The 26,174-nt window shown below is 64.8% G+C and carries 25 protein-coding genes; 13 read left to right on the top strand and 12 right to left on the bottom strand.

Going from position 1 to position 26,174, the window contains the following annotated elements; all coding sequences use genetic code 11:
• The first annotated feature begins 24 nt into the window (after positions 1-24).
• Both E4K65_RS22670 and E4K65_RS22675 read left to right on the top strand, forming a co-directional pair.
• Positions 25-1,305 carry an O-acetylhomoserine aminocarboxypropyltransferase gene (locus E4K65_RS22670; RefSeq protein ID WP_135176051.1) on the top strand — a complete coding sequence of 427 codons (1,281 nt, stop codon included), beginning with the start codon at positions 25-27 and terminating at the stop codon, positions 1,303-1,305.
• Positions 1,306-1,486: 181 nt separating this feature from the next.
• Positions 1,487-1,831, top strand: a complete 345-nt coding sequence (locus E4K65_RS22675) for a hypothetical protein (RefSeq protein ID WP_135176052.1) — start codon at positions 1,487-1,489, stop codon at positions 1,829-1,831.
• A gap of 19 nt (positions 1,832-1,850) precedes the next feature.
• Here the strand turns inward: E4K65_RS22675 and E4K65_RS22680 are convergent, their stop codons facing one another.
• Positions 1,851-2,933 carry a COX15/CtaA family protein gene (locus tag E4K65_RS22680; protein WP_135176053.1) on the bottom strand — a complete coding sequence of 361 codons (1,083 nt, stop codon included), beginning with the start codon at positions 2,931-2,933 and terminating at the stop codon, positions 1,851-1,853.
• A gap of 123 nt (positions 2,934-3,056) precedes the next feature.
• On the opposite strand from E4K65_RS22680, the gene E4K65_RS22685 reads away from it, so the two are divergent.
• Positions 3,057-3,275, top strand: coding sequence for a DUF2842 domain-containing protein (locus tag E4K65_RS22685; RefSeq protein WP_027547383.1), 219 nt, complete (start codon positions 3,057-3,059; stop codon positions 3,273-3,275).
• Positions 3,276-3,280: 5 nt separating this feature from the next.
• Here E4K65_RS22685 and E4K65_RS22690 read toward each other — a convergent pair whose 3' ends face one another.
• Positions 3,281-4,321, bottom strand: coding sequence for a polysaccharide deacetylase family protein (locus E4K65_RS22690; protein ID WP_135176054.1), 1,041 nt, complete (start codon positions 4,319-4,321; stop codon positions 3,281-3,283).
• A gap of 130 nt (positions 4,322-4,451) precedes the next feature.
• Between E4K65_RS22690 and E4K65_RS22695 the strand changes: the two genes are divergently transcribed.
• Positions 4,452-5,633: a GNAT family N-acetyltransferase gene (locus E4K65_RS22695; RefSeq protein WP_167771042.1), complete on the top strand. Its 1,182-nt coding sequence runs from the start codon at positions 4,452-4,454 to the stop codon at positions 5,631-5,633.
• 195 nt (positions 5,634-5,828) lie between these two features.
• Here E4K65_RS22695 and E4K65_RS22700 read toward each other — a convergent pair whose 3' ends face one another.
• On the bottom strand, positions 5,829-8,096 hold the full coding sequence (locus E4K65_RS22700; RefSeq protein ID WP_135176056.1) for a GumC family protein: 2,268 nt from the start codon (positions 8,094-8,096) through the stop codon (positions 5,829-5,831).
• Positions 8,097-8,296: 200 nt separating this feature from the next.
• On the opposite strand from E4K65_RS22700, the gene E4K65_RS22705 reads away from it, so the two are divergent.
• The 3 genes from E4K65_RS22705 (at position 8,297) to E4K65_RS22715 (ending at position 12,517) form a co-directional block, all read left to right on the top strand.
• Positions 8,297-9,430 carry a glycosyltransferase family 4 protein gene (locus tag E4K65_RS22705; RefSeq protein ID WP_135176057.1) on the top strand — a complete coding sequence of 378 codons (1,134 nt, stop codon included), beginning with the start codon at positions 8,297-8,299 and terminating at the stop codon, positions 9,428-9,430.
• A gap of 115 nt (positions 9,431-9,545) precedes the next feature.
• On the top strand, positions 9,546-11,096 hold the full coding sequence (locus E4K65_RS22710) for an undecaprenyl-phosphate glucose phosphotransferase (RefSeq protein WP_167771043.1): 1,551 nt from the start codon (positions 9,546-9,548) through the stop codon (positions 11,094-11,096).
• 164 nt (positions 11,097-11,260) lie between these two features.
• Complete coding sequence (locus E4K65_RS22715) at positions 11,261-12,517, top strand: O-antigen ligase family protein (protein ID WP_167771044.1); 1,257 nt, start codon at positions 11,261-11,263, stop codon at positions 12,515-12,517.
• Here the strand turns inward: E4K65_RS22715 and E4K65_RS22720 are convergent.
• Complete coding sequence (locus tag E4K65_RS22720) at positions 12,486-12,962, bottom strand: MarR family transcriptional regulator (protein WP_167771056.1); 477 nt, start codon at positions 12,960-12,962, stop codon at positions 12,486-12,488. The two genes, E4K65_RS22715 and E4K65_RS22720, sit on opposite strands and share 32 nt — an antisense overlap.
• Positions 12,963-13,109: 147 nt before the next feature.
• Between E4K65_RS22720 and E4K65_RS22725 the strand changes: the two genes are divergently transcribed.
• The gene (locus tag E4K65_RS22725) at positions 13,110-14,306 is read left to right on the top strand and encodes an FAD-dependent monooxygenase (protein WP_135176060.1); all 1,197 of its coding nucleotides are present in this window, start codon (positions 13,110-13,112) and stop codon (positions 14,304-14,306) included.
• A gap of 137 nt (positions 14,307-14,443) precedes the next feature.
• Here the strand turns inward: E4K65_RS22725 and E4K65_RS22730 are convergent, their stop codons facing one another.
• The 3 genes from E4K65_RS22730 to E4K65_RS22740 form a co-directional block, all read right to left on the bottom strand.
• Positions 14,444-15,622, bottom strand: coding sequence for a saccharopine dehydrogenase family protein (locus tag E4K65_RS22730; protein WP_135176061.1), 1,179 nt, complete (start codon positions 15,620-15,622; stop codon positions 14,444-14,446).
• 9 nt (positions 15,623-15,631) lie between these two features.
• The gene (locus tag E4K65_RS22735) at positions 15,632-16,414 is read right to left on the bottom strand and encodes a DUF169 domain-containing protein (RefSeq protein ID WP_135176062.1); all 783 of its coding nucleotides are present in this window, start codon (positions 16,412-16,414) and stop codon (positions 15,632-15,634) included.
• 62 nt (positions 16,415-16,476) lie between these two features.
• Positions 16,477-17,244 (bottom strand): YdcF family protein, encoded by a 768-nt coding sequence (locus E4K65_RS22740; protein WP_135176063.1) that lies wholly within the window; start codon positions 17,242-17,244, stop codon positions 16,477-16,479.
• A gap of 165 nt (positions 17,245-17,409) precedes the next feature.
• On the opposite strand from E4K65_RS22740, the gene E4K65_RS22745 reads away from it, so the two are divergent.
• The 3 genes from E4K65_RS22745 (at position 17,410) to E4K65_RS22755 (ending at position 19,302) form a co-directional block, all read left to right on the top strand.
• Positions 17,410-18,351 carry an acetamidase/formamidase family protein gene (locus E4K65_RS22745; RefSeq protein WP_135176064.1) on the top strand — a complete coding sequence of 314 codons (942 nt, stop codon included), beginning with the start codon at positions 17,410-17,412 and terminating at the stop codon, positions 18,349-18,351.
• Between the two features lie 201 nt (positions 18,352-18,552).
• Positions 18,553-18,750 (top strand): hypothetical protein, encoded by a 198-nt coding sequence (locus tag E4K65_RS22750; RefSeq protein ID WP_007603456.1) that lies wholly within the window; start codon positions 18,553-18,555, stop codon positions 18,748-18,750.
• A 72-nt stretch (positions 18,751-18,822) separates the two neighbouring features.
• Positions 18,823-19,302, top strand: coding sequence for a GcrA family cell cycle regulator (locus E4K65_RS22755; protein WP_167771045.1), 480 nt, complete (start codon positions 18,823-18,825; stop codon positions 19,300-19,302).
• 282 nt (positions 19,303-19,584) lie between these two features.
• Here the strand turns inward: E4K65_RS22755 and E4K65_RS22760 are convergent, their stop codons facing one another.
• Positions 19,585-21,063, bottom strand: a complete 1,479-nt coding sequence (locus E4K65_RS22760) for a porin (protein WP_135176066.1) — start codon at positions 21,061-21,063, stop codon at positions 19,585-19,587.
• A gap of 407 nt (positions 21,064-21,470) precedes the next feature.
• Between E4K65_RS22760 and E4K65_RS22765 the strand changes: the two genes are divergently transcribed.
• Positions 21,471-21,977 (top strand): MarR family winged helix-turn-helix transcriptional regulator, encoded by a 507-nt coding sequence (locus tag E4K65_RS22765; protein ID WP_135176067.1) that lies wholly within the window; start codon positions 21,471-21,473, stop codon positions 21,975-21,977.
• Positions 21,978-21,992: 15 nt separating this feature from the next.
• Here E4K65_RS22765 and E4K65_RS22770 read toward each other — a convergent pair whose 3' ends face one another.
• The 4 genes from E4K65_RS22770 to E4K65_RS22785 form a co-directional block, all read right to left on the bottom strand.
• Positions 21,993-23,108, bottom strand: coding sequence for an alpha/beta hydrolase family protein (locus E4K65_RS22770; protein WP_135176068.1), 1,116 nt, complete (start codon positions 23,106-23,108; stop codon positions 21,993-21,995).
• Between the two features lie 271 nt (positions 23,109-23,379).
• The gene (locus E4K65_RS22775; protein WP_135176069.1) at positions 23,380-24,351 is read right to left on the bottom strand and encodes an SDR family NAD(P)-dependent oxidoreductase; all 972 of its coding nucleotides are present in this window, start codon (positions 24,349-24,351) and stop codon (positions 23,380-23,382) included.
• Between the two features lie 35 nt (positions 24,352-24,386).
• A complete protein-coding gene (locus E4K65_RS22780) occupies positions 24,387-24,593 on the bottom strand; it encodes a hypothetical protein (RefSeq protein WP_135176070.1) in 207 nt (68 codons plus the stop codon).
• Positions 24,594-24,613: 20 nt separating this feature from the next.
• Complete coding sequence (locus tag E4K65_RS22785; RefSeq protein WP_135176071.1) at positions 24,614-25,522, bottom strand: dihydrodipicolinate synthase family protein; 909 nt, start codon at positions 25,520-25,522, stop codon at positions 24,614-24,616.
• A gap of 327 nt (positions 25,523-25,849) precedes the next feature.
• Between E4K65_RS22785 and E4K65_RS22790 the strand changes: the two genes are divergently transcribed.
• Positions 25,850-26,089 (top strand): hypothetical protein, encoded by a 240-nt coding sequence (locus E4K65_RS22790; RefSeq protein ID WP_027547402.1) that lies wholly within the window; start codon positions 25,850-25,852, stop codon positions 26,087-26,089.
• Positions 26,090-26,174 lie beyond the last annotated feature (85 nt).

Raw genomic sequence — 26,174 nt, forward strand, 5'->3', positions numbered from 1 at the left:
GACCACAAGAACAGGACGCCCTCAATGAGCGATCGCCTTCCGGGATTTTCAACCCTCGCCGTGCATGCCGGTGCACAGCCCGACCCGACGACCGGTGCGCGCGCGACTCCGATTTATCAAACGACCTCTTTCGTCTTCAACGACGCCGACCATGCCGCCTCGCTGTTTGGATTGCAGGCGTTCGGCAACATCTATACCCGCATCGGCAACCCCACCAACGCGGTGCTGGAAGAACGCGTTGCGGCGCTCGAAGGCGGCACGGCCGCGCTGGCCGTTGCCTCCGGCCACGCCGCGCAGGTCGTGGTGTTGCAGCAATTGCTCCAGCCCGGCGACGAGTTCATCGCCGCACGAAAGCTCTATGGCGGCTCGATCAACCAGTTCACGCATGCGTTCAAGAGCTTCGGCTGGAACGTGGTGTGGGCGGATTCCGATGACATCGCCAGCTTCGAGCGCGCCATCACCCCGCGCACCAAGGCGATCTTCATCGAGTCCATCGCCAATCCCGGCGGCAGCATCACCGACATCGAGGCGATCTCGACGGTCGCGCGCAAGGCGGGCGTGCCGCTGATCGTCGACAACACGCTGGCCTCGCCCTACCTGATCCGGCCGATCGACCACGGCGCCGACATCGTCGTGCACTCGCTGACGAAATTTCTGGGCGGCCACGGCAATTCGCTCGGCGGCATCATCGTCGATGCCGGCACGTTCGACTGGTCGGCGGGCGGCAAATATCCGATGCTGTCGGAGCCGCGGCCGGAATATCACGGCATCCGCCTCCAGGAGACCTTTGGCAATTTCGCCTTCGCGATCGCCTGCCGCGTGCTCGGCTTGCGCGACCTCGGGCCGGCGCTGTCGCCGTTCAACGCCTTCATGATCCTCACCGGCATCGAGACGCTGCCGCTGCGCATGCAGAAGCACTGCGACAACGCCAAGGCGGTCGCCGAATTCCTCGCCGGCCATCCGGCGGTGGCCTCGGTGAGCTATGCGGGCCTTGCCAGCGACAAGTACAACCAGCTAGCGCGCAAATACGCGCCGAAGGGCGCAGGCGCCGTGTTCACCTTCAGCCTGAAGGGCGGCTATGACGCAGGCGTCAGCCTGGTGTCGAAGCTGCAGCTGTTCTCGCATCTGGCCAATGTCGGCGACACCCGCTCGCTGGTGATCCACCCGGCCTCGACCACGCACAGCCAGCTCGACGACGCCGCCAAGGTGAAGTCCGGCGCCGGCCCCGACGTGGTGCGGCTCTCGATCGGCATCGAGGACAAGGAAGACCTGATCGCGGACCTGGAGCAGGCGCTGGGGGCGTAAGCCCCTGAGTCATTCCGGGGCGCGCGAAGCGCGAACCCGGAATCTCAATATTGCCGGGTCATCTCTGGATTCCGGGTTCGGTGCTTCGCACCGCCCCGGAATGACGACGCCCGGTTAACAGTCATTAACCACATCTGCCGCATACATCGTCTTTGGATCACCCTTTGATTCGGAGCCGACGATGCTGCGCTGGATGCTGCCTGCCCTTGCGGCGATGCTGACGCTCTCAAGCGCGCTCGCCGCCGATCTTCCGGCCACGCCGAAGCGGCGGGCCGCCGCGCCGCCGCAGGAGGCGCCACAGGTCTATGTCGAGACCGATCCCGATGCGCTGATCTCGCCGGCCTATGGCATCGGCAGCTACATCCGCAATCTGCCGGGCACGCCGCTCCTGCCCGGCTCTCACACGCTGCCGGGCTATTACGGCCGCCCCTGGGACTACGACTATCAGGGCTCGTATTACGGCGGCAAACAGGTCGACTATTTCTGGCGCCTGCCCTACGCGTGCGGCGTCTATGGCTATTGCTGATCAGCCGGACTGATGGTGATCAGCCGGGCTGACTGACCGGAACCGCGCGCGGCTGGGCTTGCGCAGAATGCCGCGAGGCCAGCCGTTCCGCCTGCATCACCGCAAGCGTGAGCACCACGATCGCAACCGCCTGGTGCGCGAGCGCGAGCCCGATCGGCACCTGGTTGAGCAGCGTAAGGATGCCGAGTAGAGCTTGCAGGCTCACCGCCGCGAACAGCCACAGCGCGCCGCTCGCCGCTGAACCTGCGCGCGAGCGCACCGCATCGAACGCGTGCAGCGCCGCCAGCACGAACAGCGCATAGGCCGTCATGCGGTGCTCGAACTGCACCGTCAGCACATTGTCGAACATGTTGCGCCACCACGGCGTCTCGAACCACAGCCGCTCGGCAGAGGGAATGAACGCACCGTCGATCTGCGGCCAGGTGTTGTAGGCGCGGCCCGCACGCAGGCCAGCGACCAGCGCACCGAAATAGATCTGCACGAAGGTCGCGACGAGCAGCAGCGCACTTGTGAACCGTAGCCGCGCGGGACCTGCGATCTTCGGCCGGTCAGCCAGTCGCCGTACCGTCCAGACGATGCCGGCGAAGATCAGCAGCGCGAGCACCAGATGCGTCGCCAGCCGATATTGCGACACCTCGACCCGCTCCGTGAGACCCGAGGCCACCATCCACCAGCCGACCGCTCCTTGCAGCCCGCCGAGCGCGAACAGCAGCCACAGCCTGCGCTTCAATTCACCGGACAGGCCACCGCGCCACAGGAAGAACAGGAACGGCAACAGATACGCGACGCCGATGAAGCGGCCGAGCAGCCGGTGGCTCCACTCCCACCAGAAGATCTCCTTGAACTCGGACAGGCTCATGCCCGCGTTGAGCTCGCGATATTGCGGGATCTTCTTGTAGGCCTCGAACGCCGCGGCCCACTGCACCTCCGAGAGCGGCGGCAGGCTGCCCGTCACGGGCTTCCATTCGACGATCGAGAGACCGGATTCCGTCAGCCGCGTCGCGCCGCCGACCAGCACCATCAGTGCGATCAGCGCGGCCACGGAAATCAGCCACCAGCGCACGGCGCGATACGGCTCGGACGGGGCGGAATTCGTCGTCATTTCAGGGCGAAACCAAACCTTGTGCCAAAGAGACTTGAACCAAGAGGCTTGAACCGGATTGCGTGCCCCTTATAGTCCCCCGCTCCCGCAGCGCAAGTTACGCGAAAGCCGCAGCATTCCGTCATGACGATCCGCACCCGCAAGTTCCTCGGCGCCATCCTGCTCCTGGTGCTGGCCACGGTCTGGGCCCTGCTCGGCATGGCGCTGGCGCAGATGCCGTGGATCGCCGAATCCGGCTGGCGGCAGGCGATCTACTACGTGGTGGTCGGCATGGGCTGGGTGCTGCCGGCGATGCCTATCGTGAGCTGGATGCAGCGGCCTGATCGCGCCAAGTCGACGTAACGCTGCTACGTCGCGCGGCCCGTCGGTTTCACCGGCGCAAAGGCAATTCCCGACACCAGCACGCGCAGCATGCGCAGCGAGCGCACCCGGCCGTCCCAGGAAATCCGCGGCAGCGCGCGCAGATTGGTTCGCCCTTCCGCATCCACGATGCCCGGTATGGTCGACACCGCGCTGGCAAAGCCCGCCTCCTCCGCCATCACCACGTGGCTGCGCCGGAACGAGGCGCGATCGCCGAACGGAAAGGCGAGATGCCTGATCTCGCGGTGGAAGGCCGCTTCCGCAACCACCTTGCCCATCGTCATCTCGCGCAGCGCCGCGGTGTCCTTCATGTTGGCGAGAACGGGATAGTTCACCGTCGCGCTGCCGATCGTGACGAGCGGATCGGCCGCAAGCTTCGCCAAATCCTCCCAATCCATCGACGCCTCGCGCGAGATCCTGGCGAGATCGATCCGGTAGCGCGTGCAGAGATCGGCGATCGCAGCCGACACATCCGCCGGCGGCAGCGAGCGCAGCCAGCTCTCGAGATGCGAGAACAACGCCCGCTTCTCGGCATTATCAGTGACGGTGAAGCGCTGCTCCTTCTCGCCCATCATCAGGCTGATGCGGCTCTCGCACGCGATCACCTGCTCGAGCCCGAGCCACCAGGCTTCCCCGACGCCATCGGGAAATGCGGTAGGCACATAGATCGTGAACGGCACGGCGTGGCGGGCCAGCACCGGATAGGCGAACGTGATGAGATCCTTAGGCGCGCCGTCGAAGGTGAGCGCCACGAAGCGCCGCTTCTCCGGCAGCGTCACCGCACGCCGGCAGACCTCGTCCATGCCGAGAAGGTCGTAGTTCCAGCGCTTCAGCGCCCGAATGGCACGGTCGAGGAATTGCGGCGTGATCTCGCTCTCGCGCAGCGGCTGAAACCCGCCGCGCCGCCGCGGCCGCACGTGCGCAAAGCGCAGGATGGCGCCGGCCCCACGACTGCGCAGCGCAGCCTGGCCGGTGAACCAGGTCAGCTCGAGGCGCAGCCGTTCCAGCCATCTGTCGTCGGATGCCAATATCCCACCTTCGCGCTCGCCGGCGGCCCGTTCCCTCGTCCATTGTCATTACCCTTTGTTGACATTTCTTTGCAAAGGTCGGCCACAGGCCGAAATACGCATATTTTTGATTTCTCGACAGGTTTCGCGAATGACCATGGCTGCGGCGATGCAAAGCCGGACGGCAGAAGCGCCAGCGCGGTCGAAAGCGAGCCGCATCGCGCATGTCGATATCGTCCGGGATCCCGGCGAGGCCGAGCCGGTCTGGCGCGCCCTCGAGGAGAGCGCCCACCTCTTCACGCCCTACCAGCGCTTCGACCTGCTCAGTCCCTGGCAGCGGCTGGTCGGCGGCTGCGATGGCGCGCGCCCCTTCATCGTGATCGCCCGCGATGCCGAGCGCAGGCCGCTGGTGCTGTTGCCGCTCTCCTTGCGCCAAGGCCACGGGGTGCGCACGGCCTGCTTCATGGGCGGCAAGCATACGACCTACAACATGGGGCTGTGGAACGCCGAGTTCGCGGCACAGGCCGTCGCCGCCGATCTCGACGCGCTGCTTGCGCCGTTGCGCGAGCATGTCGACGTGCTCTCGCTGACGCAGCAGCCGCTGCGCTGGGACGATCAGCAGAACCCGTTCGCGCTGCTGCCGCGGCAGAGTGCGATCAACGGCTGCCCGCTGCTGGTGATGGAGCCGGGCGGCCCGCCCGCATCGCGGATCAGCAACTCGTTCCGCCGCCGCCTCAAGAGCAAGGAGAAGAAGCTCCAGGCGCTCGCCGGCTATCGTTATCACCTCGCCACCACCGACGCCGACGTCACCCGCCTGCTCGATTGGTTCTTCCGCGTCAAGCCGGTGCGGATGGCCGAACAGAAACTGCCCGACGTCTTCGCCGAGCCGGGCGTCGAGCAGTTCGTCCGCAGCGCCTGCCTGTCGCCGCGCGGCGAGGGCCGTGTCATCGACATCCACGCACTCGAATGCGACGACGAGGTGATCGCGATCTTCGCTGGCGTCGCCGACGGCCAGCGCTTCTCGATGATGTTCAACACCTACACCATGTCCGAGCACGCCCGCTACAGCCCGGGCCTGATCCTGATGCGCTACATCATCGATCGCTACGCCGAGCGCGGCTACCGCTCGCTCGACCTCGGCATTGGCTCGGACGACTACAAGCGGATGTTCTGCAAGGACGACGAGGACATCTTCGACAGCTTCGTGCCGCTGACCTCGCGCGGCAAGCTTGCGGCAATGGCGATGTCCTCGGTCAGCCACGGCAAGCGGCTGGTGAAGCAGAACCAGATGCTGTTCGATCTGGCGCGACGGCTGCGGCAGGCGTTCGGGTAATCTCCCGAGTTTTCTCAGACTCTATCGGCTTGCAAGCTGCCCTTCCTTCTCCCCTTGTGGGAGAAGGTGGCGCGAAGCGCCGGATGAGGGGTCTGCATCAGCACATTCAAGTGAGAGTTGGACTCGTGGAGAGTGACCCCTCACCCGCCGAGCTTCGCTCGGCCCCCTCTCCCACAAGGGGAGAGGGTAAGAGGCCTACGCCGCCACCACGCGCGGCGTGTCCATTGCATCCGACGGCTGTACCGGCCTGCTCAGCATCGTCACCTCGCTGAAGCCGACGGCCTTGAGCTGCTCGCACATCAGCGTGCGCGCATCCGGCTCCATCGACGCATCGGGCACCACGACGGCGCGAGCATTGGCCGTCAGCAGCTCCGCCGGAAGGTCGGAGGCGCTGCCGGCGTCGAGCAGCACGTGGTCGTAGGCGCGAAGCAAGGCGTCGATCGCGAGCGTCACCCGCGGCGATTGCAGCAGGCTGCGGTCGAAGCCGGGACGGCCGGCCATCACCAGATGCAGCCGCGACAGCTTGTCCCGGGTGATCACCTGGGCGAACGAGGCTTCGCCCTGCATCAGTTCGGCAAGGCCAGGCGCCGAGGCATCGACGGACACCGCGGCAATCGTCGGCGAGGACGCGGCGAGATCGACCACGACCACCCGCGCATCGCGCGCCAGGTGGCGGGCCAGCGTCAGCGCCGACAGCGTGACGGCTTCGCCTGGCGCGGTGCCGAGCACCGTGATCTTTTTTGCCGCCGCGGCGCGCAGGCTGTCGGCCAGATGCCCGATCTCGGCAAACTCGGTGACACCGACATCGGCCGTCATCTCCGGCTGAAGCGGCGCGGGCCCTTCCATGACCGGTTCGACGACCGGCTCGACCATCGGCTCGACCATCGGCTGGACGAATGGTTCCTGGCGAACCGCCGCCTGCGTTTGCGCCGGCGCCGGAGCAAAGACAGCCACGGCGCGCGGCGCGGTCTGGCGCAACAGCTCGCCGGTGACGACGACGCCGGACGAGAGCAGCAGCGTCGCGATCGTCGCAATCAGCACGATCGGAAGTTTCTTCGGATAGGCCGGCGTGTTCGAGACGACGGCGCGCGAGATGATGCGGCCTTCCGCCGGTGCTGTGTCGATGGTCTCGCGGGTGCTGGCTTCGCGATACTTGCCAAGATACGTTTCCAGCAGGTCGCGCTGCGCCTTGGCCTCACGCTCGAGCGCGCGGAGCTGCACGTCCTGGCCGTTGGTCGACGTCGCCTGCTTCTTGAGCTGCTCGAGGCTCGTGGTCAGGCCATCGACCCGGCCACCGGCGATGCGCGCATCGCTTTCGAGCGAGCGGGAGATCTTGGCCGCCTCGTCGCGAATCTGATTGTCGAGGTCGCCGAGCTGCGCCTTCAGCTCCTTGATCCGCGGGTGATTGCCGAGCAGCGTGGACGACTGTTCGGCGAACTGGGCCCGCAGCGTGACCCGCTGCTCGGACAGTCGCCGCATCAGCTCGGAGTTCACCACCTCGGACGCCTCGATCGGCTTGCCGCTCTGGAGCATCTCCTTGATCAGCCGTGCCTTGGATTCCGCATCTGCCCTCATCGAGCGCGCGTTGTTGAGCTGGGTGTTGACCTCGCCCATCTGCTGGTTCGACAGCGTCGTGTTGTTGGTGCCGACGAAGAGTGACGACTTGGAGCGGAAGTCCTCGACCTTGGCTTCGGCGTCGGAAACCTTCTTGCGCAGATTCTCGATCTCGCCCGCGAGCCATTGGCTGGCATTGCGCGCCTGGTCCTGGCGCGCATTCTGCTGGAGCACGAGATAGCCGTCGGCGATCGAATTGGCGACGCGCACGGCGAGATCCGGATCAGCCGACTGGAATTCGATCACGATCACGCGCGACTTGTCGACCGCATAGGCCTGGAGGCGCTCGTAATAAGCATCCAGTACGCGCTCTTCCGGCGTCATCGAGAACGGATCGCGGCCGATGCCGATCAGCGCGGCAAGCGACTTCAGCGGCGAAATGCCTTGCAGCACCGGATCGAATTCGGGCCGCTCCGCAAGCTTGTTCTTCTTGATGATCTCGCGCGCGAGATCGCGCGACAGCACGAGCTGGACCTGGCTGGTGACGGCCTCGGGGTCGAGCGCCTGCCGCTCCTCGTTGCTGCGGTCGCTGTTCGGACGCAGGAACACGTTCTCGCGGCCATCGATCAGGATACGCGACTCGGACTTGTAGCGCGGCGTCACGAGATTGACGACGGCGACGGAGGCGACCAGCGCCAGCACCGTCGGCACGATAATCCAGCCGCGCTTGCGCGCAAGCGCGGCACCGAGCGCGTGAAGATCGATGTCGCCGGATTCGCCGGACGCCTGCCTCGTGACAACAGGCGCAGGCCTTGCATCAACCTTGGGCTTGGCTTCGGCTTTGGACTTCGAAACAGCCCGCTCGACCACCGCCTTGACCTTGCCGGCACGCCAGAACGCTAAACGCATCGAACACTCCCGCAGGGCAACGCCGCCAAGCTACCTCAACCGGGGCGATTACACTTCATTAAGGTTGCCGCTGGGTTAATCGGGCAATCCCGCCATCAGCGCACGCGCGCTCGTCACCGTTTGTTAACCACGAGGCCTCTTAATCCGTCTCGATATTTCGACAATTGTTCGGCATTTGCCGTCGAGCGCTGGTTCAGATCATGCCCCCCTCTCCCGACCGGCCGCTTCGCATCCTGCACGCCGTGCGCGCACCGGTGGGCGGCATCTTCCGCCACATCCTCGACGTCGCCAACGGCCAGGTCGATCGCGGCCATCATGTCGGGATTCTCGCCGACAGCCTCACCGGCGGCGAGCGCGCCGACAAGACGCTGACCGAGCTCGCGCCGCGGCTGAAGCTCGGCATGCACCGCATGGCGATCCGCCGCGAGCCGTCGCCCGACGATGTCCTGGTGTGGCTGCGGATGCGGCGGCTGATCGCAAAGCTCAAGCCGGACGTCATGCACGGCCACGGCGCCAAGGCCGGCGCCTTCATCCGCATGCGGCGGCGCACCGACGACACCATCCGCATCTACACCCCGCATGGCGGCTCGCTGCACTATCCACTCAACACCGTGAAAGGCGAATTCTACGCGCGGCTCGAACGGTCGTTGATGGGCGCGACCGACCTGTTCCTGTTCGAGAGCGCCTTTGCCCGCGACACCTATCAGCGCATCGTCGGCACGCCCAAGGGCGTGGTGCATTGCGTCTTCAATGGCGTGACGCCGGAGGAATTCGAGCCTGTTGTCACCACCGAGGATGCCACCGACCTTTGCTATGTCGGCGAGTTCAGGCACATCAAGGGCGCGGATCTGCTGGTCGACGCCGTGGCGCGCCTGCACGAAGGCGGCAAGAAGGTCACCCTCACGCTCGGCGGCGACGGCGAGGAGACGGCAGCGCTGAAGGCGCAGGTCGAGAGGCTCGGCCTCTCCGGCGCGATCCGCTTCATCGGCCACGTCAAGGCACGCTACGGCTTCTCCAAGGGACGGCTGCTGGTCGTTCCCTCGCGCGGCGATTCCATGCCCTATGTGGTGATCGAGGCGGGCGCGGCCGGCATTCCCATGATCGCCGCGCGCGTCGGCGGCATTCCAGAGATCTTCGGCACGGAGAGCCCGGCCCTGTTCGCGGCAAGCAACGCCGAGGCGATGGCGGAGGCGATTGCGGCCGCACTCGCCGATCCGCAGGCGACAGCGCAGCGCGCCTCCGCCTTGCGCAAGCGCATCTCCGCGTATTTCTCCCAGCAGGCGATGGTTGACGGCGTGATCGCGGGCTATCGCGACGCATTCGCCAATCATTAACCATCCTTAAGGCCGCTTTAGAGATTCTTCCGATTTGTCCGATAACGAAGTGCCCGGGGATGCTCGCCCGGGTGCAATGCTGCGCCGCGGGTTTTTGGAATGGACGTGGACGCCCGTGGAACCGCTCAACGCACGCTCGATGCTCGATGCCGCGACCGGTGCCGCGGCGAAGCCGGCTGACCAGCCCTTTGTGGAGCGCCGCCGCCGGCTCTCTCCCGCCGCGCTCGACGTCGTCAACCAGAAGGTCGCCCGCGCCTATTCGCCGATCGTGATCACCGGAATCGTGCGCCTTGCCGACTTCGCGCTGCTGAGCCTCATCGGCATCGCGGTCTATGTCGGCTACGTCATGCCGCTGGCCGGCTCCTTCAGCTGGGTCTATCCGGCAGAGATCCTCGCCGTCGCGGTCGCCGCCGTGGTCTGCTTCCAGGCCGCCGACATCTACCAGGTGCAGCTGTTCCGCGGTCAACTCCGGCAGATGACGCGGATGATCTCGTCCTGGTCGTTCGTTTTCCTGCTGTTCATCGGCATCTCCTTCTTCGCCAAGTTCGGCAGCGAAATATCGCGGCTGTGGCTTGCCGCCTTCTACGTCCTCGGGCTCGGCGCGCTCTTCGTCGAGCGCCTGGTGCTGCGCTCGCTGGTGCGTGCCTGGGGACGCGAGGGCCGGCTCGACCGCCGGACCATCATCGTCGGCTCCGACAGTAACGGCGAGCAATTGGTGGAGGCACTGACGGCGCAGGAGGATTCCGACATCCACGTGCTCGGCGTGTTCGACGACCGCAACGACAGCCGCGCGCTCGACACCTGCGCCGGTGCGCGCAAGCTCGGCAAGGTCGACGATATTGTCGAGTTCGCCCGCCGCACCCGCGTCGATCTCGTGCTGTTCGCGCTGCCGATCTCGGCGGAAACGCGCATCCTGGAGATGCTGAAGAAGCTCTGGGTGCTGCCGGTCGACATCCGCCTCTCCGCGCACACCAACAAGCTGCGCTTCCGTCCCCGCTCCTACTCCTATCTCGGCGAAGTCCCGACGCTCGACGTGTTCGAGGCACCGATCACCGACTGGGACCTCGTGATGAAATGGCTGTTCGACCGCCTCGTCGGCGGTCTCGCGCTGCTCGCGGCCCTGCCGGTGATGGGACTGGTGGCGCTGGCGGTGAAGCTCGACAGCCCCGGCCCGGTGCTGTTCCGCCAGAAACGCTTCGGCTTCAACAACGAGCGCATCGACGTCTACAAATTCCGCTCGATGTACCATCACCAGGCTGATCCGACGGCCTCGAAGGTCGTGACCAAGAACGATCCGCGCGTGACCCGCGTCGGCCGCTTCATCCGCAAGACCAGCCTCGACGAATTGCCGCAGCTCTTCAACGTGGTCTTCTCCGGCAACCTCTCCCTGGTCGGCCCGCGCCCGCATGCGGTGCAGGGCAAGCTCCAGAGCCGCCTGTTCGACGAAGCCGTCGACGGCTATTTCGCCCGCCATCGCGTCAAGCCCGGCATCACCGGGTGGGCCCAGATCAACGGCTGGCGCGGTGAGATCGACAACGAAGAGAAGATCCAGAAGCGCGTCGAGTTCGACCTCTACTACATCGAGAACTGGTCGGTGCTGTTCGACCTCGTCATTCTGCTGAAGACGCCGATCTCGCTGCTGACCAAGAACGAGAACGCGTATTGAGTTTTGTCGTACCCGAGCCTCACGGTCATCGCCCGGCTTGACCGGGCGATCCAGTAATCGCCGGCAGTAGAAACTGCCACGAACGGCTCGGAGTACTGGATGCCCCGCTTTCGCGGGGCATGACGTCGGAAGTTGTGTGCGTGTACGAGTAGCGTGAGCATATGATGGCGTATGCGGCGACAGCCGGTGGAGTGAAATTAGCCGCGCCGGCTGCGCCCGGCGTGCTGGCGCTCCAGCGCGCGCTGGTGTGGCTGGTCGGCGCTTCCGGCGCCATCGTCTTCATCGAACCAAGCCCCTACGAGATCGTGACGCTGCTCGCCACCGTCGCCTTCTTCGCCACCGGCCTGCGCCTGCGGCTTGCGCTGATGCCGTTGCTGCTGATGCTGGTCCTGCTCAATGTCGGCTACACCATCAGCGCGATCCCGCTGTTCGAGCAGCCCGAGGTGGTGAGCTGGATCGCGACCTCCTGGTACATGGCGGTGACCGTGGTGTTCTTCGCCATGATCACGTCCGAGGACACCGCGGCCCGGCTCGACATGCTCCGCCGCGGCCTCGTGGTCGGCGCGATGGTTGCCTCGCTGGCAGCGGTCGCCGGCTACTTCCACCTGGTTCCCGGCGGAGACGACCTCCTCACGCTCTACGGACGCGCGCGGGGCACGTTCAAGGACCCGAACGTGCTCGGCGCCTTCCTGATCCTGCCGGCGCTGTTCGCGCTCCAGAGCGTGGTCTCTGACAAGCTGGCTAAGGCCCTCCGCAACGTCATCGCCTTCGGCATCATGTCGCTGGCGATCCTGCTCGCCTTCTCCCGTGCCGCCTGGGGCGGGCTGGTGCTGACCTCCGCCTTCATGCTGGCGCTGATGGTGCTGACCAGCCGCACCAACGCGCAGCGCTCGCGCATCGTCGTCATGGCGATCGTCGCCGCGGTTCTGGGCCTCGCGCTGATCGCGGTGCTGCTGTCATTCGATTCCACCGCCGAGATGTTCAAGCAGCGCGCCAGCTTCGATCAGAGCTATGACGAGGGCCGCTTCGGCCGCTTCGGCCGGCACATCCTGGGTGCGGAGATGGCGCTCGACCTGCCATTCGGCATCGGCCCCCTGCAATTCCACCGCTTCTTCCCCGAGGACACCCACAACTCCTATCTCAACGCCTTCATGTCCGGCGGCTGGCTCTCCGGCGTGTGCTATCCCGCGCTGGTCTTCACCACCGTGATCATGGGCTTCAGGCACATCTTCGTCCGTGTGCCCTGGCAGCGTGCCTATATCGCGGTCTTCTCCGCCTTCGTCGGCACCGTCGGCGAAAGCTTCGTGATCGACACCGACCACTGGCGGCACTTCTGGATGATGCTGGGCGCGATGTGGGGCATGATCGCAGCCGCGCAGGCCTACAAGGCTAGGTCTCGCGACGAAGTTTCTTCAGCTTGAGATCGGGCCGCTTCTCCGGCGGCGTGTCGAGAAGGCTCTTCAGCGCTTCGGTGGCGGCAAGCACGCCCTTGTAGCCCTCCGTCGCGAAGCGCAGCAGCAGGCGCAGCTCCTCGTCGGAATAGGCACCAAACACCTTCTCCATCGCCTGCTGCATCGGCACGTAGAGCTGGCCGATCTTCATCGCCTTCTCGGGCACCACGGAAATAAAGACCTTGCGGCGGTCCTTCTCGTCCCGCTCGCGGCGCACGAGGCCCGCCTTCTCGAGCCGGTCGACCACGCCGGTGATGGCGCCCGTCGTGAGGCCCGTCACCTCGGCGAGCCGGCCTGCGGTAACGCGACCCTCGAGATAGAGGATGTCCATGCATTCGAGGTCGGAATTGGCAATTCCCGCCACGTTCGCAACGGTTTGGCCATAGAGCACGCCCTGCGCCGACGATCGCCGCATCGCCTCCTCGAGTTCCTGCAACAGCGTCGTGCGCGCCTTCGTCCTTGACAAGGCCGGCCTCATATCTTAGTCGACATATATCTTAGTCACTAAGAGATTTAGCGACCGTAATTTCTCCTAGCACCACGGAAACGTCGGGAGCAAGCCATGTCCAACCGTCCCCGCAAGGCCCTGATCGTCGGCGCCGGCATCGCCGGGCCTGTCGCCGCGATCCTGCTCCGCCGCGCCGGCATCGAGTCCGCGATCTACGAGGCCTGGCCGTATTCGAAGGGCATCGGCGGCGGCCTTCAGATCGCGCCGAACGGCATGCATGTGATGGACGAGATCGGGCTCGCAAACGAGCTGATCAGCCGCGGCTCGGTCGCGGAATCCTTCGATTTCTATTCCCAGGAAGGCCGAAAGCTCGGCTCGATCAATCGCGACATGGAGCGTCGCTTCGGCCAGCCCGCGGTGAACGTGTGTCGCGCCACGCTGAACGAGATGCTGATCGACAAGGCCTGGTGCGCCTGCGTCTCGCTCTATTTCGAGAAGCGCCTGATCAAGATCGAGGATCGCGGCGACCAGCCGATCATCGCGTATTTTGCCGACGGCACCACCGCCGAAGGCGACTTACTGATCGGCGCCGACGGCGTGCATTCCATCACGCGACGCCAGGTGGTGCCGGACGGACCCCGGCCCTTCGACACCGGCCTGATCGGCTTCGGCGGCTTCGTGCCGCACGCCGTGCTCGACGGCAGGCCGATCGGCCGGCACGTCGAGACCACGTTCGGCCAGAGCGGTTTCTTCGGCTACGGCTATTGCAGCCCGGATCCGAACGACGGCGTGATGTGGTGGAGCACGCAGCCCGCGCACGGCATGGACGCGGCGATGTTCCGCGCGCTCGATGCGTCGACGCTGAAGCAGCACCTGCGCGGCTTCCATCGCGGCTGGCACGATCCGATCCCCGACATCATCGAGGCGGCCGAGAACATCGTGGTCACCGACACGCTCGATGTCGCGACCTTGCCGACCTGGTCGCGCAAGCGCTCGCTGCTGATCGGCGATGCCGCGCATGCGACCAGCCCCCATGCCGGCCAGGGCGCCTCGCTCGCTCTGGAAGATGCGATGCGGCTCGCGCGCCTGATGCAGGACGGACAGGAGCTCGGCGCCACCTTCCAGGCTTTCGAGGCCGAGCGGCGCCCGCGCACCGAGAAGATCGTCGCAATGGCCCGCCGCAACGGCAACAGCAAGCGCGAGTTCAGCGCCACTGGCGCGTGGGTCAGAAATCAGATGATGAAATGGTTCTTGCCGTTGGGCGCAAAGGGCATGGAATTCATGTACGCCTATGACGCGCGGGCGGTGTAGCGATTGACGCTGTCATGCCCTGCGAAAGCGGGCATCCAGTACGCGCGGCCTCTCGGCTCAATCACTGCCCTCTCTGGAATACTGGATCGCCCGGTCGGAGCCGGGCGATGACACCATGATTGTGGTGGGCAACCTCGCTAGCTTTCCACCCCGAACGTCAGCCCCGCATGCTCCTGCAGCCGCTGGATCAGCTTGTGCTGCATCGCCGCACCCGGCGTCCAGATGCCGGCGGCGACGTCCGGCATATCGCGCAGCAGGCAGATCGCGCATTCGGAGATCATCTTCGAGGTCGAGCCGTAGCCGGGATCGCGGTCACCGGTGACGCCGGCGCGGACCATGCGGCCGTCGGGCGCGACCGCGACATAGAGCAGATTGAACAGCCCCTTCTCGCGCTCTTCCTTCGACGGCCCCTCGCCCGGTTTCGGCGCATTCGGACCGGTCTTTTCGGCGTTGGCGGCCATCACGCGCTTCGCATTGGCCTCGCCCTTCTCGCCGGGGCCGGTCAGGACCATCTCGTCGTAGACGAACTCGCGGCCGTAGGGAAAGCCCATCAGCATGTTGGAGCGATGGACGTTGCGCGTGTTGATCAGCGCCATCATGAACGGCGCGGTCCAGGACTGCAGATCCTCCTCATAACCTGCTCGGTTGCCCTTCGGCTGCTTCGGGCCGGTGAAGCCGGGCGTCAGCGCGAAGTGATCGTTGAGAATGGCGACAAGGCTGAGATCCTTGGCGACCGCATCGAAGGTCGCTTTCGCGCTTGCCGCGGTGCCGCCTGACAGCGTGCCGCGCATGTCGCGCACACGCCCCTTCACGCGCGCAGCCGGCGCGCCGAACACGCGCCGGGCCTCTTCCTGCACGAAGAACGTGCCGAGCTCGAACGGCACGGAATCATAGCCGCAGGAAAACACGATGCGCGCGCCACTCGCCTTGGCCGCCGCCTCGTACTTGTCGATCATCTGCCGCATCCAGACGGGCTCGCCGCAGAGGTCGAAATAGTCCGTGCCGCCGGCGACGCAGGCCGCGAGCAGCGCTTCGCCATAGAGTTGATACGGACCGACCGTCGTGATCACCGACTTGGTCTGTGCGACCATTGCCTTCAGCGAGGCGGCATCGGACGCATCGGCCACGATCAGCGGCGTATCCGCGGGCGCGCCGATCGCCTCGCGCACCGACTTCAGCTTGTCGAGGCTGCGGCCCGCCATCGCCCATTTCAGCGCCTTGTCGTCCTTGTAGTGCGCCGCCAGATATTCGGCGACGAGCTGGCCGGTGAAGCCGGTCGCACCGTAGACGACGATGTCGAATTTCGCAGAGCTCATGACTGGCCTTTACTTTTTCGCGTAACTCACGCCCATGCCGGCACGGACGTCGCTTTGAATGCCATAGGGCGGAATCGGATAGCGCAGGCCGTTCTTCGCCAGCGCCTTCATGCCCAGGGTCGCCTTGGCGAGATGCTCGGGCTTCAGGGCCATCAGCATCTCCTCGTCCGGCACGCCGCCATAGCGCCGTTCGGCATAGCATGGCAAGGACAGGCTGGGCTCCCCGGTCTTGAGCGCCCGCCCCCACGAATCCGCGCAAGCGGTCTCCCCGACCACGCCCCATTCGAACTTCTTGTAGCCGGTATATTGCAGGCCGTTGATCAGGATGATCATCTGCCCGGGCGTCGCATAGACGAGGCAGATGTCGGGCGGATCGAGCCGGCCGCTGGCAAGCGGGCTGACCGCGAGCGCCTGATAGTGCCCGAACGGCACCACGTCGAGCGCCTCCTGGCGCTTGCGTGCGTCCTCGGCCGTGCCGTGCCAGACCCCGACATAATTTTCGCCGGCGAGCCATTTGTCGTCCTGCGGCGCCAGGCCGATCACCGCGCGGCACTGTGCGCCTACGAGATCGTCGGCGGTGATGCCGACGGTCCAGCCCAGACGCGCGGCCATGCTGACGATCTGGTCGGTGGTGTGGATCGCGTTCGGCCGCCGGATTTTCGGGATCGCCTCCATGTCCGCGGCGCGTGCGAACAGCTTCATGCCGATTACCGTCGTCTTCAGCCGCAGCAGGCTGTTGAGATCGGCGACGAGGCCGGCAAGATCGATCCTGTCTTCACTCTGCTGCTGCATGGCGTCCTCCCGGGGGCCGACGATCGCGCGCCGGTCCGTGTTCTTGTTTGACGGCTCTCGTTCTAGTCCTTCGCCGGGCCCGGAAGAAACTCGCCGGTCCTGCCTCTCAGGCGATAGGCAAGAAGCCCGAGCCATTCGCGCACGGCGACTTCGGTTCTGCCAAGTCCATCCGTACCAACGTTGGTGAAAGAGAAGAGATCGTCGCGCCCGTTCATCCGCCAGTCCACCGGATAGGCTTCGACGTCAAAGCCGGCCTTGCGGAAAATCCCCATCGAACGCGGCATGTGGTAGGCCGAGGTGACCAGGAGCCAGCGCTCCCCCGGCTTCGGCGCCACCAGCTGCTTTGTGAACAGCGCGTTCTCGAAGGTGTTGCGCGAGTTCCGCTCCATGATCAGGCGGTCTTTGGCAATGCCGATGTTTTCCAGCACGGTACCCGCCCAATCGGCCTCCCTCGCATCGTTCGAAACGACGTTGGCACTTCCGCCGGTAAAGACGACACGCGCCTTCGGATAGCGTCGGGCGAGCTCTGCCGGCGCCAGCAGGCGATCGGCGGCATGGCGCACGATCGGCGTTTGATGCGCCACCGACATGTCCGGATCGATCGAGCCGCCGAGCACGATGATGCCGTCAGGCGCACCGCGCGAGGGATCCCAGGGTGGAAAGCGGGACTCCAGCGGATAGAGCAGGAGATTGCCGAGCGGCGAGAACGAAACGAGCGCCAGCAGGACCAGCGTGGCCACGGCGAGCTTGCGGCCGAACGCGGCAAAGCGCGTCGCCATCAGAACGACCGAGACGATCCCGAGCTCGATGATCAGATTGAACGGCAGCAGCGCGGCGCCGAAGGTCTTGGACAGGATGAAGAACAGGGGGGCCTCGCTGGAATGATCGTGCCTTGCGCGGGCTTGACCGGCCCGTCCATCTTCAATCTTCTTGAAAGAGGATCGATCGCCCGGTCAAGCCCAGGCATAACAAGCAAAACCGAACGGACGCGGCAAATGACCCATCACCACCTGCATTCCAGCCCCGAGACCTGTCATTGGGGCTTCTTTGAAGCCGCGCTCAAGCCAGTGCTGACGATCAAAAGCGGCGATGAGGTGACCGTCGACACCATCAGCGGCAGCCCGGACGTGCTGCCCGACCGCGACAAATTTCACATTCCGCCGGAGATGCACGAGGTCCACGCGAAGAGTGAGCGCATGCTGCCCGGCCACATCCTCACCGGGCCGATCGCGGTCGAGGGGGCCGAACCCGGCGACGTGCTCGCGGTCGAGATCCTCGACGTCCAGCTCCGGCAGGACTGGGGCTGGAATCTGATCAAGCCGCTGGCCGGCACCCTGCCCGACGATTTTCACGAGACGCGCATCCTCAACATCCCGCTGGACCGGACGCGGATGGTGGGCCGCATGCCCTGGGGCCTCGACCTGCCCCTCAAGCCGTTCTTCGGCGTGATGGGCGTTTCGCCGCCGCCGGCCTGGGGCCGCATCTCCTCGCTGGAGCCGCGCGCCATGGGCGGCAATCTCGACAACAAGGAACTCGGCGCCGGTGCGACGCTGTATCTGCCGGTGTTCGTCCCGGGCGCGCTGTTCTCCTGCGGCGACGGCCACGGCGTGCAGGGCGACGGCGAGGTCTGCGTCACCGCGATCGAGACCGCGCTCCAGGGCCGCTTCCGCCTGACGCTGCGCAAGGACCTCGGGCTCGACTATCCCCGTGCCGAGACGCCGACGCACTACATGACCATGGCGATGGACCCCGATCTCGACCAGTGCGTGGTGCGCGCGCTGCGCGACATGATCGCGCTGCTCGCCGAGACGCGAAACCTGTCGCGCGAGGACGCCTACACGCTGTGCAGCCTGGCGGCCGATCTGCGGGTGACCCAGACCGTCAACGGCTCCAAGGGCATCCATTGCATGATCGAAAAGGCGATCGTGCACGGCTGAGCCGGCCCCGCCTTCCCCGACCTGTTGACGTCAAGCCGCCGCGCGATCGCTCGCGCGGCGCGCCGCGCCATGCCAAATTTCTCAAGCGATTCCAAGGGGCTGAACCGTCGCCTTTCACGGGATTTGACTTCCCCCATCGAACCTAAATAGAGTCTTAATCGTTACTTTTATGTACCCGAGTAAGAGGCTAGCGTTCGGGCCATGGCCACCGAAAAAGCCGAGACTGACCGCATTCCCGTAACCTTGGCGCTCTCGACCATCACCTATCTGGAGAAGCTGGTGAGACAGGGCACCCACGGCACCAGCGTTCCCGGCGTCGCACGGACATTGATCGAGGAAGGCATCCGTCTCGCCATCAAGGACGGGCTTTTGTCGATTCGCGACAATGGCAGGACGTGAGCGCGCGCCGGACGTGAGGCGGACGATCTCGAGAGGCGGATGGCCGACATCTGCAACCTGGGACCGTTACAAATGCCTGTTCTCTCACCGACCTGGACCGACGAACGAATTGAACTTCTGAAGCGGCACTTCGAGGCCGGCCTCTCCTGCCGCGAGATCGCCGCCGACATCGGCGTCAGCCGCAATGCCGTGATCGGCAAGCTGTCCCGGCTGAACCTCACGCGCGGACGCACGGTCGACGACCGCAAGATTCAGGACAGGAGCCTTGCGCCGGCGCGCGCATCGAGGGCCGTGCCGCGGCTGCAATATGAGATGCTCGCCACCATCTACGGCGAGACCGACGCGCCCGTGGTCGCAGGTCCGATCGGCGACGCCAATCGCTGCTCGCTGATGGAGCTCTCCGAGAACCGCTGCCGCTGGCCGATCTCGACGCCGGGCGCAGACGATTTCTGCTTCTGCGGCAATACAGCGCCCGACGGCCAGTCCTATTGCGCCGGCCACAGCCGCCTCGCCTACCGGCCGAACTCGCGCGCGCGGCTCGCACGCGGCTGAGGCCGCAAGCTCATCACAAAACAAAAACCTCCGGCAGGGCATTGCCGGAGGTTTCGAGAGGCTTAGCGTGAAGCTAAGAGCCGTGATTTTGATATTTCGGCCTTGGACTATATAGCTGAGTAACTCAGGTAAGTAAATAAATTTGGCGGCGACGGATTCGCATAGCTCGTCTTCGTCCTGTGCAGCGCGCTTTTCCGGATTGTCGAAGCCTGCATCCAGCAGCAAGAAAGCCCCGGCAGTTTTCCGCCGGGGCTCTCCGAAATCGATCTGAAAGATCGATGATTAGAAGTTGCGCTGAGCGCGCAGCAGCATGGTGACCGAGTTCTGGTCCTTCAGCTCGTACACGGCCGCCGGCTTCGCAGCGGTGGCAATGCCCGGGCTCGCGATGGAGCCAGAGTACTTCTGGTCCAGACGCGACCAGCTCAGGTCGGCAGTGAACGCCAGGTTCTTGACCGGAGTCCACACGGTGTTGACACCGACGACCGCGAAGTTGAAGTCCGGATTGCAGGTCGCACCGGCCAAGGCGATCGCAGCGAAGTTGGTGCAGATCAGGGCCTTGCCCGTATCGCCGTACTTCAGCTGAGCATAGCCACCGTAGACGGCGCTCGCCCAGTTCGGGCTCCAGTTGTGGGTATAGCCACCGCGGACGCCCCAGGTCTTGACGGTATCGATGCCGGTACCGGCTCCGAAGACGCCGTCGGAAAGACCGGCGAAACCGGTGCTCTGATACGCGCCGTTGCCGCTACCGCTGAACATGAAGAAGCTCTGCGGGAACAGGCTCTGGAAATTGTAGCGAGTTGCACCGTCCGTATAGACGGCCTGCAGGTTGATGACGTCGCCCGCACCGGTCGGGATGTTCTTGATCGCCAAAGAGCCCTGCACAGCCCAGCCCCACTTGTCAGAGGGGTGACCCGTGGATTCCGTCGCGCCGTAGTAGGCCGTATGGAGGTCATGTGCGGCAACCGAGAGCTGGGCCAGACCCCAGGCCTGGTCGACGCGCACCTGACCGATGATGTCGGGCGAACGCGTGCCGCCCCAGGCGTTGGCACCGTAGACGCCGGTCACGAACTGAGCGGCCGTACCCGACGACACGTTCCAGAGGTTCGACTGGCCGTTGGTCGCCGTCGTCTCATCCTGCAAGGCGAACGAAGCAGTGATGCCCTGGCCGAAGTCAGCCGTGTAGGCAACCTGGTTCACACCGTTGGTGTGGTTCGAGCCGCCCGGAATGGTGTCGGGACCGCCAGCCGGATAGCTCTGCCACGGGGCATCGAAGATCGAGACCGTGCGGCCGAAGGTGAAGCCGGCGAACTGGATGAACGCATGGTAGAGGCCGAGCGCGGCCGAACCGGTCGAGAACGTCGACGGGTTGCTTCCAGTGACCGACTGGGAGTCCCAGGTGAAGACCATGTCGGCATAGGTGCGAACCACGCCGTATTCGGTCGCCGTGCGCGTGTCGACGTTGAAGTCGAAACGAGCGCGGCTCATGTAGTAGTTGGTCAGACGGTTGTTCGAGCCGGCGTTCGCGCCCTGCTGGAAATTGTAATCGCCTGCGCCGCCAAGGACGGCATCGGCGCGCAGATAGCCGCCGAACTTGATGCAGGTGTCAGTGCCCGGCATGTAGTAGAATCCGGCACCGTACAGGGAGCAGATCTTCACGTATTCGACCGCCTTGGCCTTCACGGGAAGATCGGCTGCCTGAGCTCCGCCAACGGCGATCAGACCCGCCGCTGAGCCGAGCAAGAGGCTCTTCACCAATTTCATATTCAATCTCCAAGTTGCTCATGTGCGAAGGAGCTCGAACCATTCGCGACCCCTAGGCTCTTTCGCTTTCAAAACCGCTCTGGGGGCTTCGCGATTTCGGACCCACCGCATCGACGCGAGGGACTTGAGCGAACCACCTGCAACGGGACGATTGAGATTCCCCCACCGCCGAATCCAATATGCATAGGTCCCTTCGCTAATTAAAATAGTTTATTAGATCAGCTATTGGATTCCAGCCACATTGTGTCGCACGCGCAACACCGTCGTCCACGCAGCCTAATTGTTGATCAGCTCATATTTGTAAAATGACTGACACAATTACCTTGCCCTGCACTTGCGTCAGGGCAGACTTGCGTGAACAATGATCATCAAAGCGTAAGTGGCGAATGTCGAACCGGGAGCGCAGGATGTCCACGTCGAGGAAGGAGGCAACGCGATCTCGCCCCATCGGCAATCTCGACATCATCAGGCGCTTCACCTGGGAAATATCGTCGATCAACATGTATCTGGAGGAGCTGCGTCAGTTCTGGGCGAGAACGCTCGGCATCAGCGGCCCGCAATGGCTGATCCTGATGGCGATCTCCGATCTCGACAAGGACGACGGCGTGCCCGTCAACATGGTCTCCAAGCTGCTCCACGTCGATCCCTCGTTCGTCACCACCCAGTCCAAGCTCCTGGAGAAGAAGGGCTTGCTCCGCCGGCGGCCCTCGCCGACCGACGCCCGGGTCGTGCGGCTGTCACTGGTCGACAAGACCCAGAAGCACATTGCGAGCCTCAACGAGCAGTACAAGACGATTCGCGAATTCGTCTTCGAGGAGTTCGACGAGAACGAGCTGGCGGAATTCACCACCAAGCTCGCGACGCTGAAGAACCGGCTCGAAAAAGCCTGCGTCAGGATATCGCTCGACTTCTGAGACGCGCGACCGCGCTCAGGTCCGCCGGCCGACGGCGCCGAGTCGCGATTCCAGCCAGTCGAAGATGTATTCGTTGGCCAGGCTCGGATTGTCCGCGTGGGCCTGCGCCGCGCCCGTCTCCGCCGCGGTGAACACCTTCAGCACGATATCGGAGCTGCCGAGCCGGGATTTCTGGACGATCTGACGCGCCCGGTCGGCCTTGAGCCAGCCATCCTCGCCGAGCGTGATCAGCACCGGGCAGTCGGCGCTGGAGGCCATCAGCGGCGCATGCGGCACCGGAACGATGCTGAGGTCGCTGATCGCGAAGCGGCTGGCGAAGAAGGACCGTTCGTGCAGATCCCAAAGGCCGCCATCGCAGACGGCGGCGGCGAGCCGCGGCTCCTGCAACACCGCGCGCGCCACGAAAGAGGATCCCCACCCGTCCGCCACGATGGCGACGCGATCGAAATCGACGTCGCCGCGCGTTTCCAGATAGTCCATGACGCTCGCGATCGAGCTCTCGAGGTCTCGGCGCTGCAAGAGCGTATCGGCATAATCGTCGCGCTGGTCGCCGAGCAGGTCCAGCGCGAGCATCGACAGTCCGCGCTCGCGCGCATGCGGCGCGAGCTTGAACAGGAATTCCTCCTTGCGGTGTCCCGGCTCGCCGATGCAGATCACGGTCGGAGCCCGTCCGCCCGCCGACGGCGCGGGCAGGAAATAGCCCTGCAAGGAATGATCGTCGACCCAGGGAATCGTCACGACCTCGCCGGCCGGCGCGCGCGCCGTGAGGTAGCGGCGGGCGCATTCCTGCATCGCCAGCACCGCAACCCAGCGGCGCTCGTCGGCCTTATCGAGCGGCATTGCCGCTGCACCATAGTAGTTCATCGCCCGCAGCCAGTTGCGCTGCGCGGTCGCCATGTGGCCCTCCGCGAACGCGGCCTCGGCGCGCTGGCGGTTGGCCTGCGCGAGCCTCTTCCACTCGCGATGCCAGGATTGCTCGTCGTCCCGTTTGAGCTGCCGCGCGATCATCAGGCATTCCGCGATCGTGGCACCGCCCTCCTGGGCTGCGGTCAGGAGCCGCGTGAATTCAGCGGAGATGTCCTCTCTCTCCGGGCACAGGGTCCAGTCGTCAGAGAGGCATGCGGGTATCATCGGAGCTGCGCTCTATCATCGCGTTACCCCTGATTCATTAAACTATTTTAATTCGCCAACCAAGCTGCGGCGCGCCGAACGCGACCCGTTTGACATCACCATCACTTGAACAATGCTTGAACGTTCAGACCATGTCGCGTGCGTGACATTGCAATTCGTCATATCGCAACGAATGTTGGCAAGAGGTGGCACGTGAAATTACCTGCGCGCCTCTTGCCATGACGATCATCATACCCATATACGCGCGCCTTCGCCGACTGGGCCAACCGGTTCAGCCGAGCCGCCAGCCGACCTCCTGGGTCAAACTTTCGTAGAAGGCGCGATCATAGGCTTGCTCCGGCGTGGCGCGAACGCGCTCGTCAAGGCGCCTGGCGTCCTCGCCCACGAGAATGCGCCAGCGCTCGGCCTTCACCCCGTCAAGGATGATCTTCGCGGCTTGCGCAGCCGTCGTCGGCGCATCCTCCAGGAAGCTGCGGGCCCGCTCCGCGAACGCCGCCTGGATATCCTCGTCCGACATCCTGTCGGCATCTGGCACGCCGGCCGCGACCATGCGCTTGCGGGTCAGCGCGACCTCGTCGGCGTTGAGCCGCTCCGACCCGTCCATGCTCTGCACCTTGCGCGAATTGGAGACGATCGAGGTGCCGATATGGCCGGGCATCACCACCGAGCATTTGACGTGCGGCGCGTGCAGGCGGAGGTCGTTGATCAGCGCCTCGGTAAATCCCTTCACCGCGAACTTGGCCGAGCTGTAGGCGGTGTGCGCCTGGTTCATGCCGATCGAGGCCCAGAAGCCGTTGACGCTCGCGGTGTTGACGATATGGGCCTCGTCGGCCGCGACCAGCATCGGCAGGAAGGTGCGCACACCGAGATAGACCCCGCCCCAGCAGATGTTGAAGGTGCGCTCCCACTGCTCGCGCGTGTTGGTGAACAGGCTGCCGCCGCCACCGATACCGGCATTGTTGAACAGAAGATGGATCCGGTCGGTCTTCTGCTGTTCGGCAAGCTCGTCGCGAAAACGCTTCAGGTGATCCTCGATCGCGACGTCGGCGACGTGCGTCGTGACGCGCAGGCCCTGCGGCAGCTTCTCGACCTCGCAGAGCCGCTTGGTCTCGGCCATCGCGGCCTCCGAGACGTCGCACATTGCGACATTGCAGCCCTCGGCCACGAGCTGCCGCGCGAGCTCGCGCCCCATTCCCGTGCCGCCGCCGGTGATGACCGCGATCTTTCCTGCAAAATCCTTCATGGGACTTTCGGCCCCTCCCTTGTCGGCTTGTTTCTTCAGAGCATGATCCGGACCCGGAGGGCCGCGTTAGCGCAAAGCGTGAAGCGGTTTTCCGAAGAGATCATGCTCAAACGATAACCTAAAGCGCGATGACGATTCATCCCAATCTCATCGCGCTTTGGCGCCGCTGATCGCGGCGCGCGCAGAATGTAGCAGCGCTGCATCCGCAGGTAAAAGCGGATCGGCGCTGCCATCTTCGCCATCGATTATTTCGGCGGACGGACTATTCAGCCGCCTCGACGCGCGGCCCGCCCAACGCACCGAGTGCCTCCAGCGCCTTGCGGATCGCGGCCTGCTGCGCGCTTGATGCCTCCGGCATCGGCGCGCGCGGATATGTCCTGGGCAGGCCCTGGAGCGTCTGTGCATAGCGCGTGCAGGCCGGCAGATTGTCGGCGATGACAGCATTCCACAGCGTCAGCAGCTTCTTGTGCAGGTCGAGCGCGCGCGGATGGTCGCCCGCCTTCACCGCATCCCACAGCGCGACGGAGGCATGCGGCGCCGCGGTCAGGATCGCGGCGATCGAGCCGTGGGCCCCGAGCGTGTAGGACGGATACATCAAGGCATCGACCGCGCTGTAGATCAGCTTGTCAGGCGCCATCATCATCAGGTCGGCGAACAGCTTGAGATCGCCCGCGCTCTGCTTGACGCCGACGACCAGCGGCACTTCGGTCATGATCCGCGTCAGCAGCACCGGCGACAGATAGGACCACGGCACCACGTTGTAGATGATGATGGGCATGCCGGTCTCGTCAGCGATGGCGCGAAAGTGCGCCACCATCGCCTCCTCGTCCGGCTTGAACAGGTAGTGCACCGGCGTGACCTGGAGCGCGGCGACATTCATGTCGCGGACCAGCTTGCCGCGGCGGATCGCATCGCGCGTGGAGTCCACGATGATGCCGGCGATCACGGGGATGCGCCCCTTCACCGCCTCCACCGTCGCGGCCATCAGCTCTCGATATTCGTCGTGATCGAGCGTGTGTCCTTCGCCGGTCGAACCGCCGGCGGCGACGCCATGGGCGCCGGCGCCGATCATCCAGTCCACCTGGGGCGCCACGAGCCCGAAATCGATCTCGCCGTCGTTCCGGAACGGCGTCGTCATCGGCGGGATCACGCCGGTCGGTCGTACCTTCATGGTCTGCCCTCGCGTTTCCTGTGGTGTTGCGGCAGCCCCGCTCTTTTGGCGAGTGCCCGCAACGCCATGAATCGTATCGGCCTTGCGGGCCTTGTGAAGTGGCTCATACGCGGCGCGGCCCTGACAATCGATCATTCCTGGGGGTTCCTGCGGGTTCCCCGTATTTGTCCGGCTTCGGGTTAATGGCAATTTTTTTACAATCCGAATCGCCAAATGAAGGTGGACGCTAGGTTGAGTCGGTCAGGCCAGCGTGTCGTTTGTGTCACAGGCTCTGGCACTCCGCTTGCATCCTCTTCGTGGTCAGAAACTACCGATGAGGTGACAGGAATGTTCGTGACCGTCGTTGCCGTGCTCTGCCGGCTTGGTGCATCTGCCTCGGGCGCTTGTGTCGAGGAGATCGTGACCGACAGTAATATGACGCCCGAAATGTCGATGATGCAGTGTGCAATCGGTGCACAGGCACCGCTTGCGAAATGGATGGGCGAGCATCCGATCTATCACGCCAACTGGCGCCTCGAGCGCTACAAATGCGTGCCGGGTCACTACGAGATCAAGGGCCACGCCTAAGGCCCCGCAAAACTACTGATACCAAGACGACCGAGGAAACGCCCCGGGGGCCGCCTTTCTCCCCCGCGCAGGCACAGCCGGCGCC

The sequence above is a fragment of the Bradyrhizobium niftali genome, assembly GCF_004571025.1.
In the GTDB taxonomy this organism is placed as follows: domain Bacteria; phylum Pseudomonadota; class Alphaproteobacteria; order Rhizobiales; family Xanthobacteraceae; genus Bradyrhizobium; species Bradyrhizobium niftali.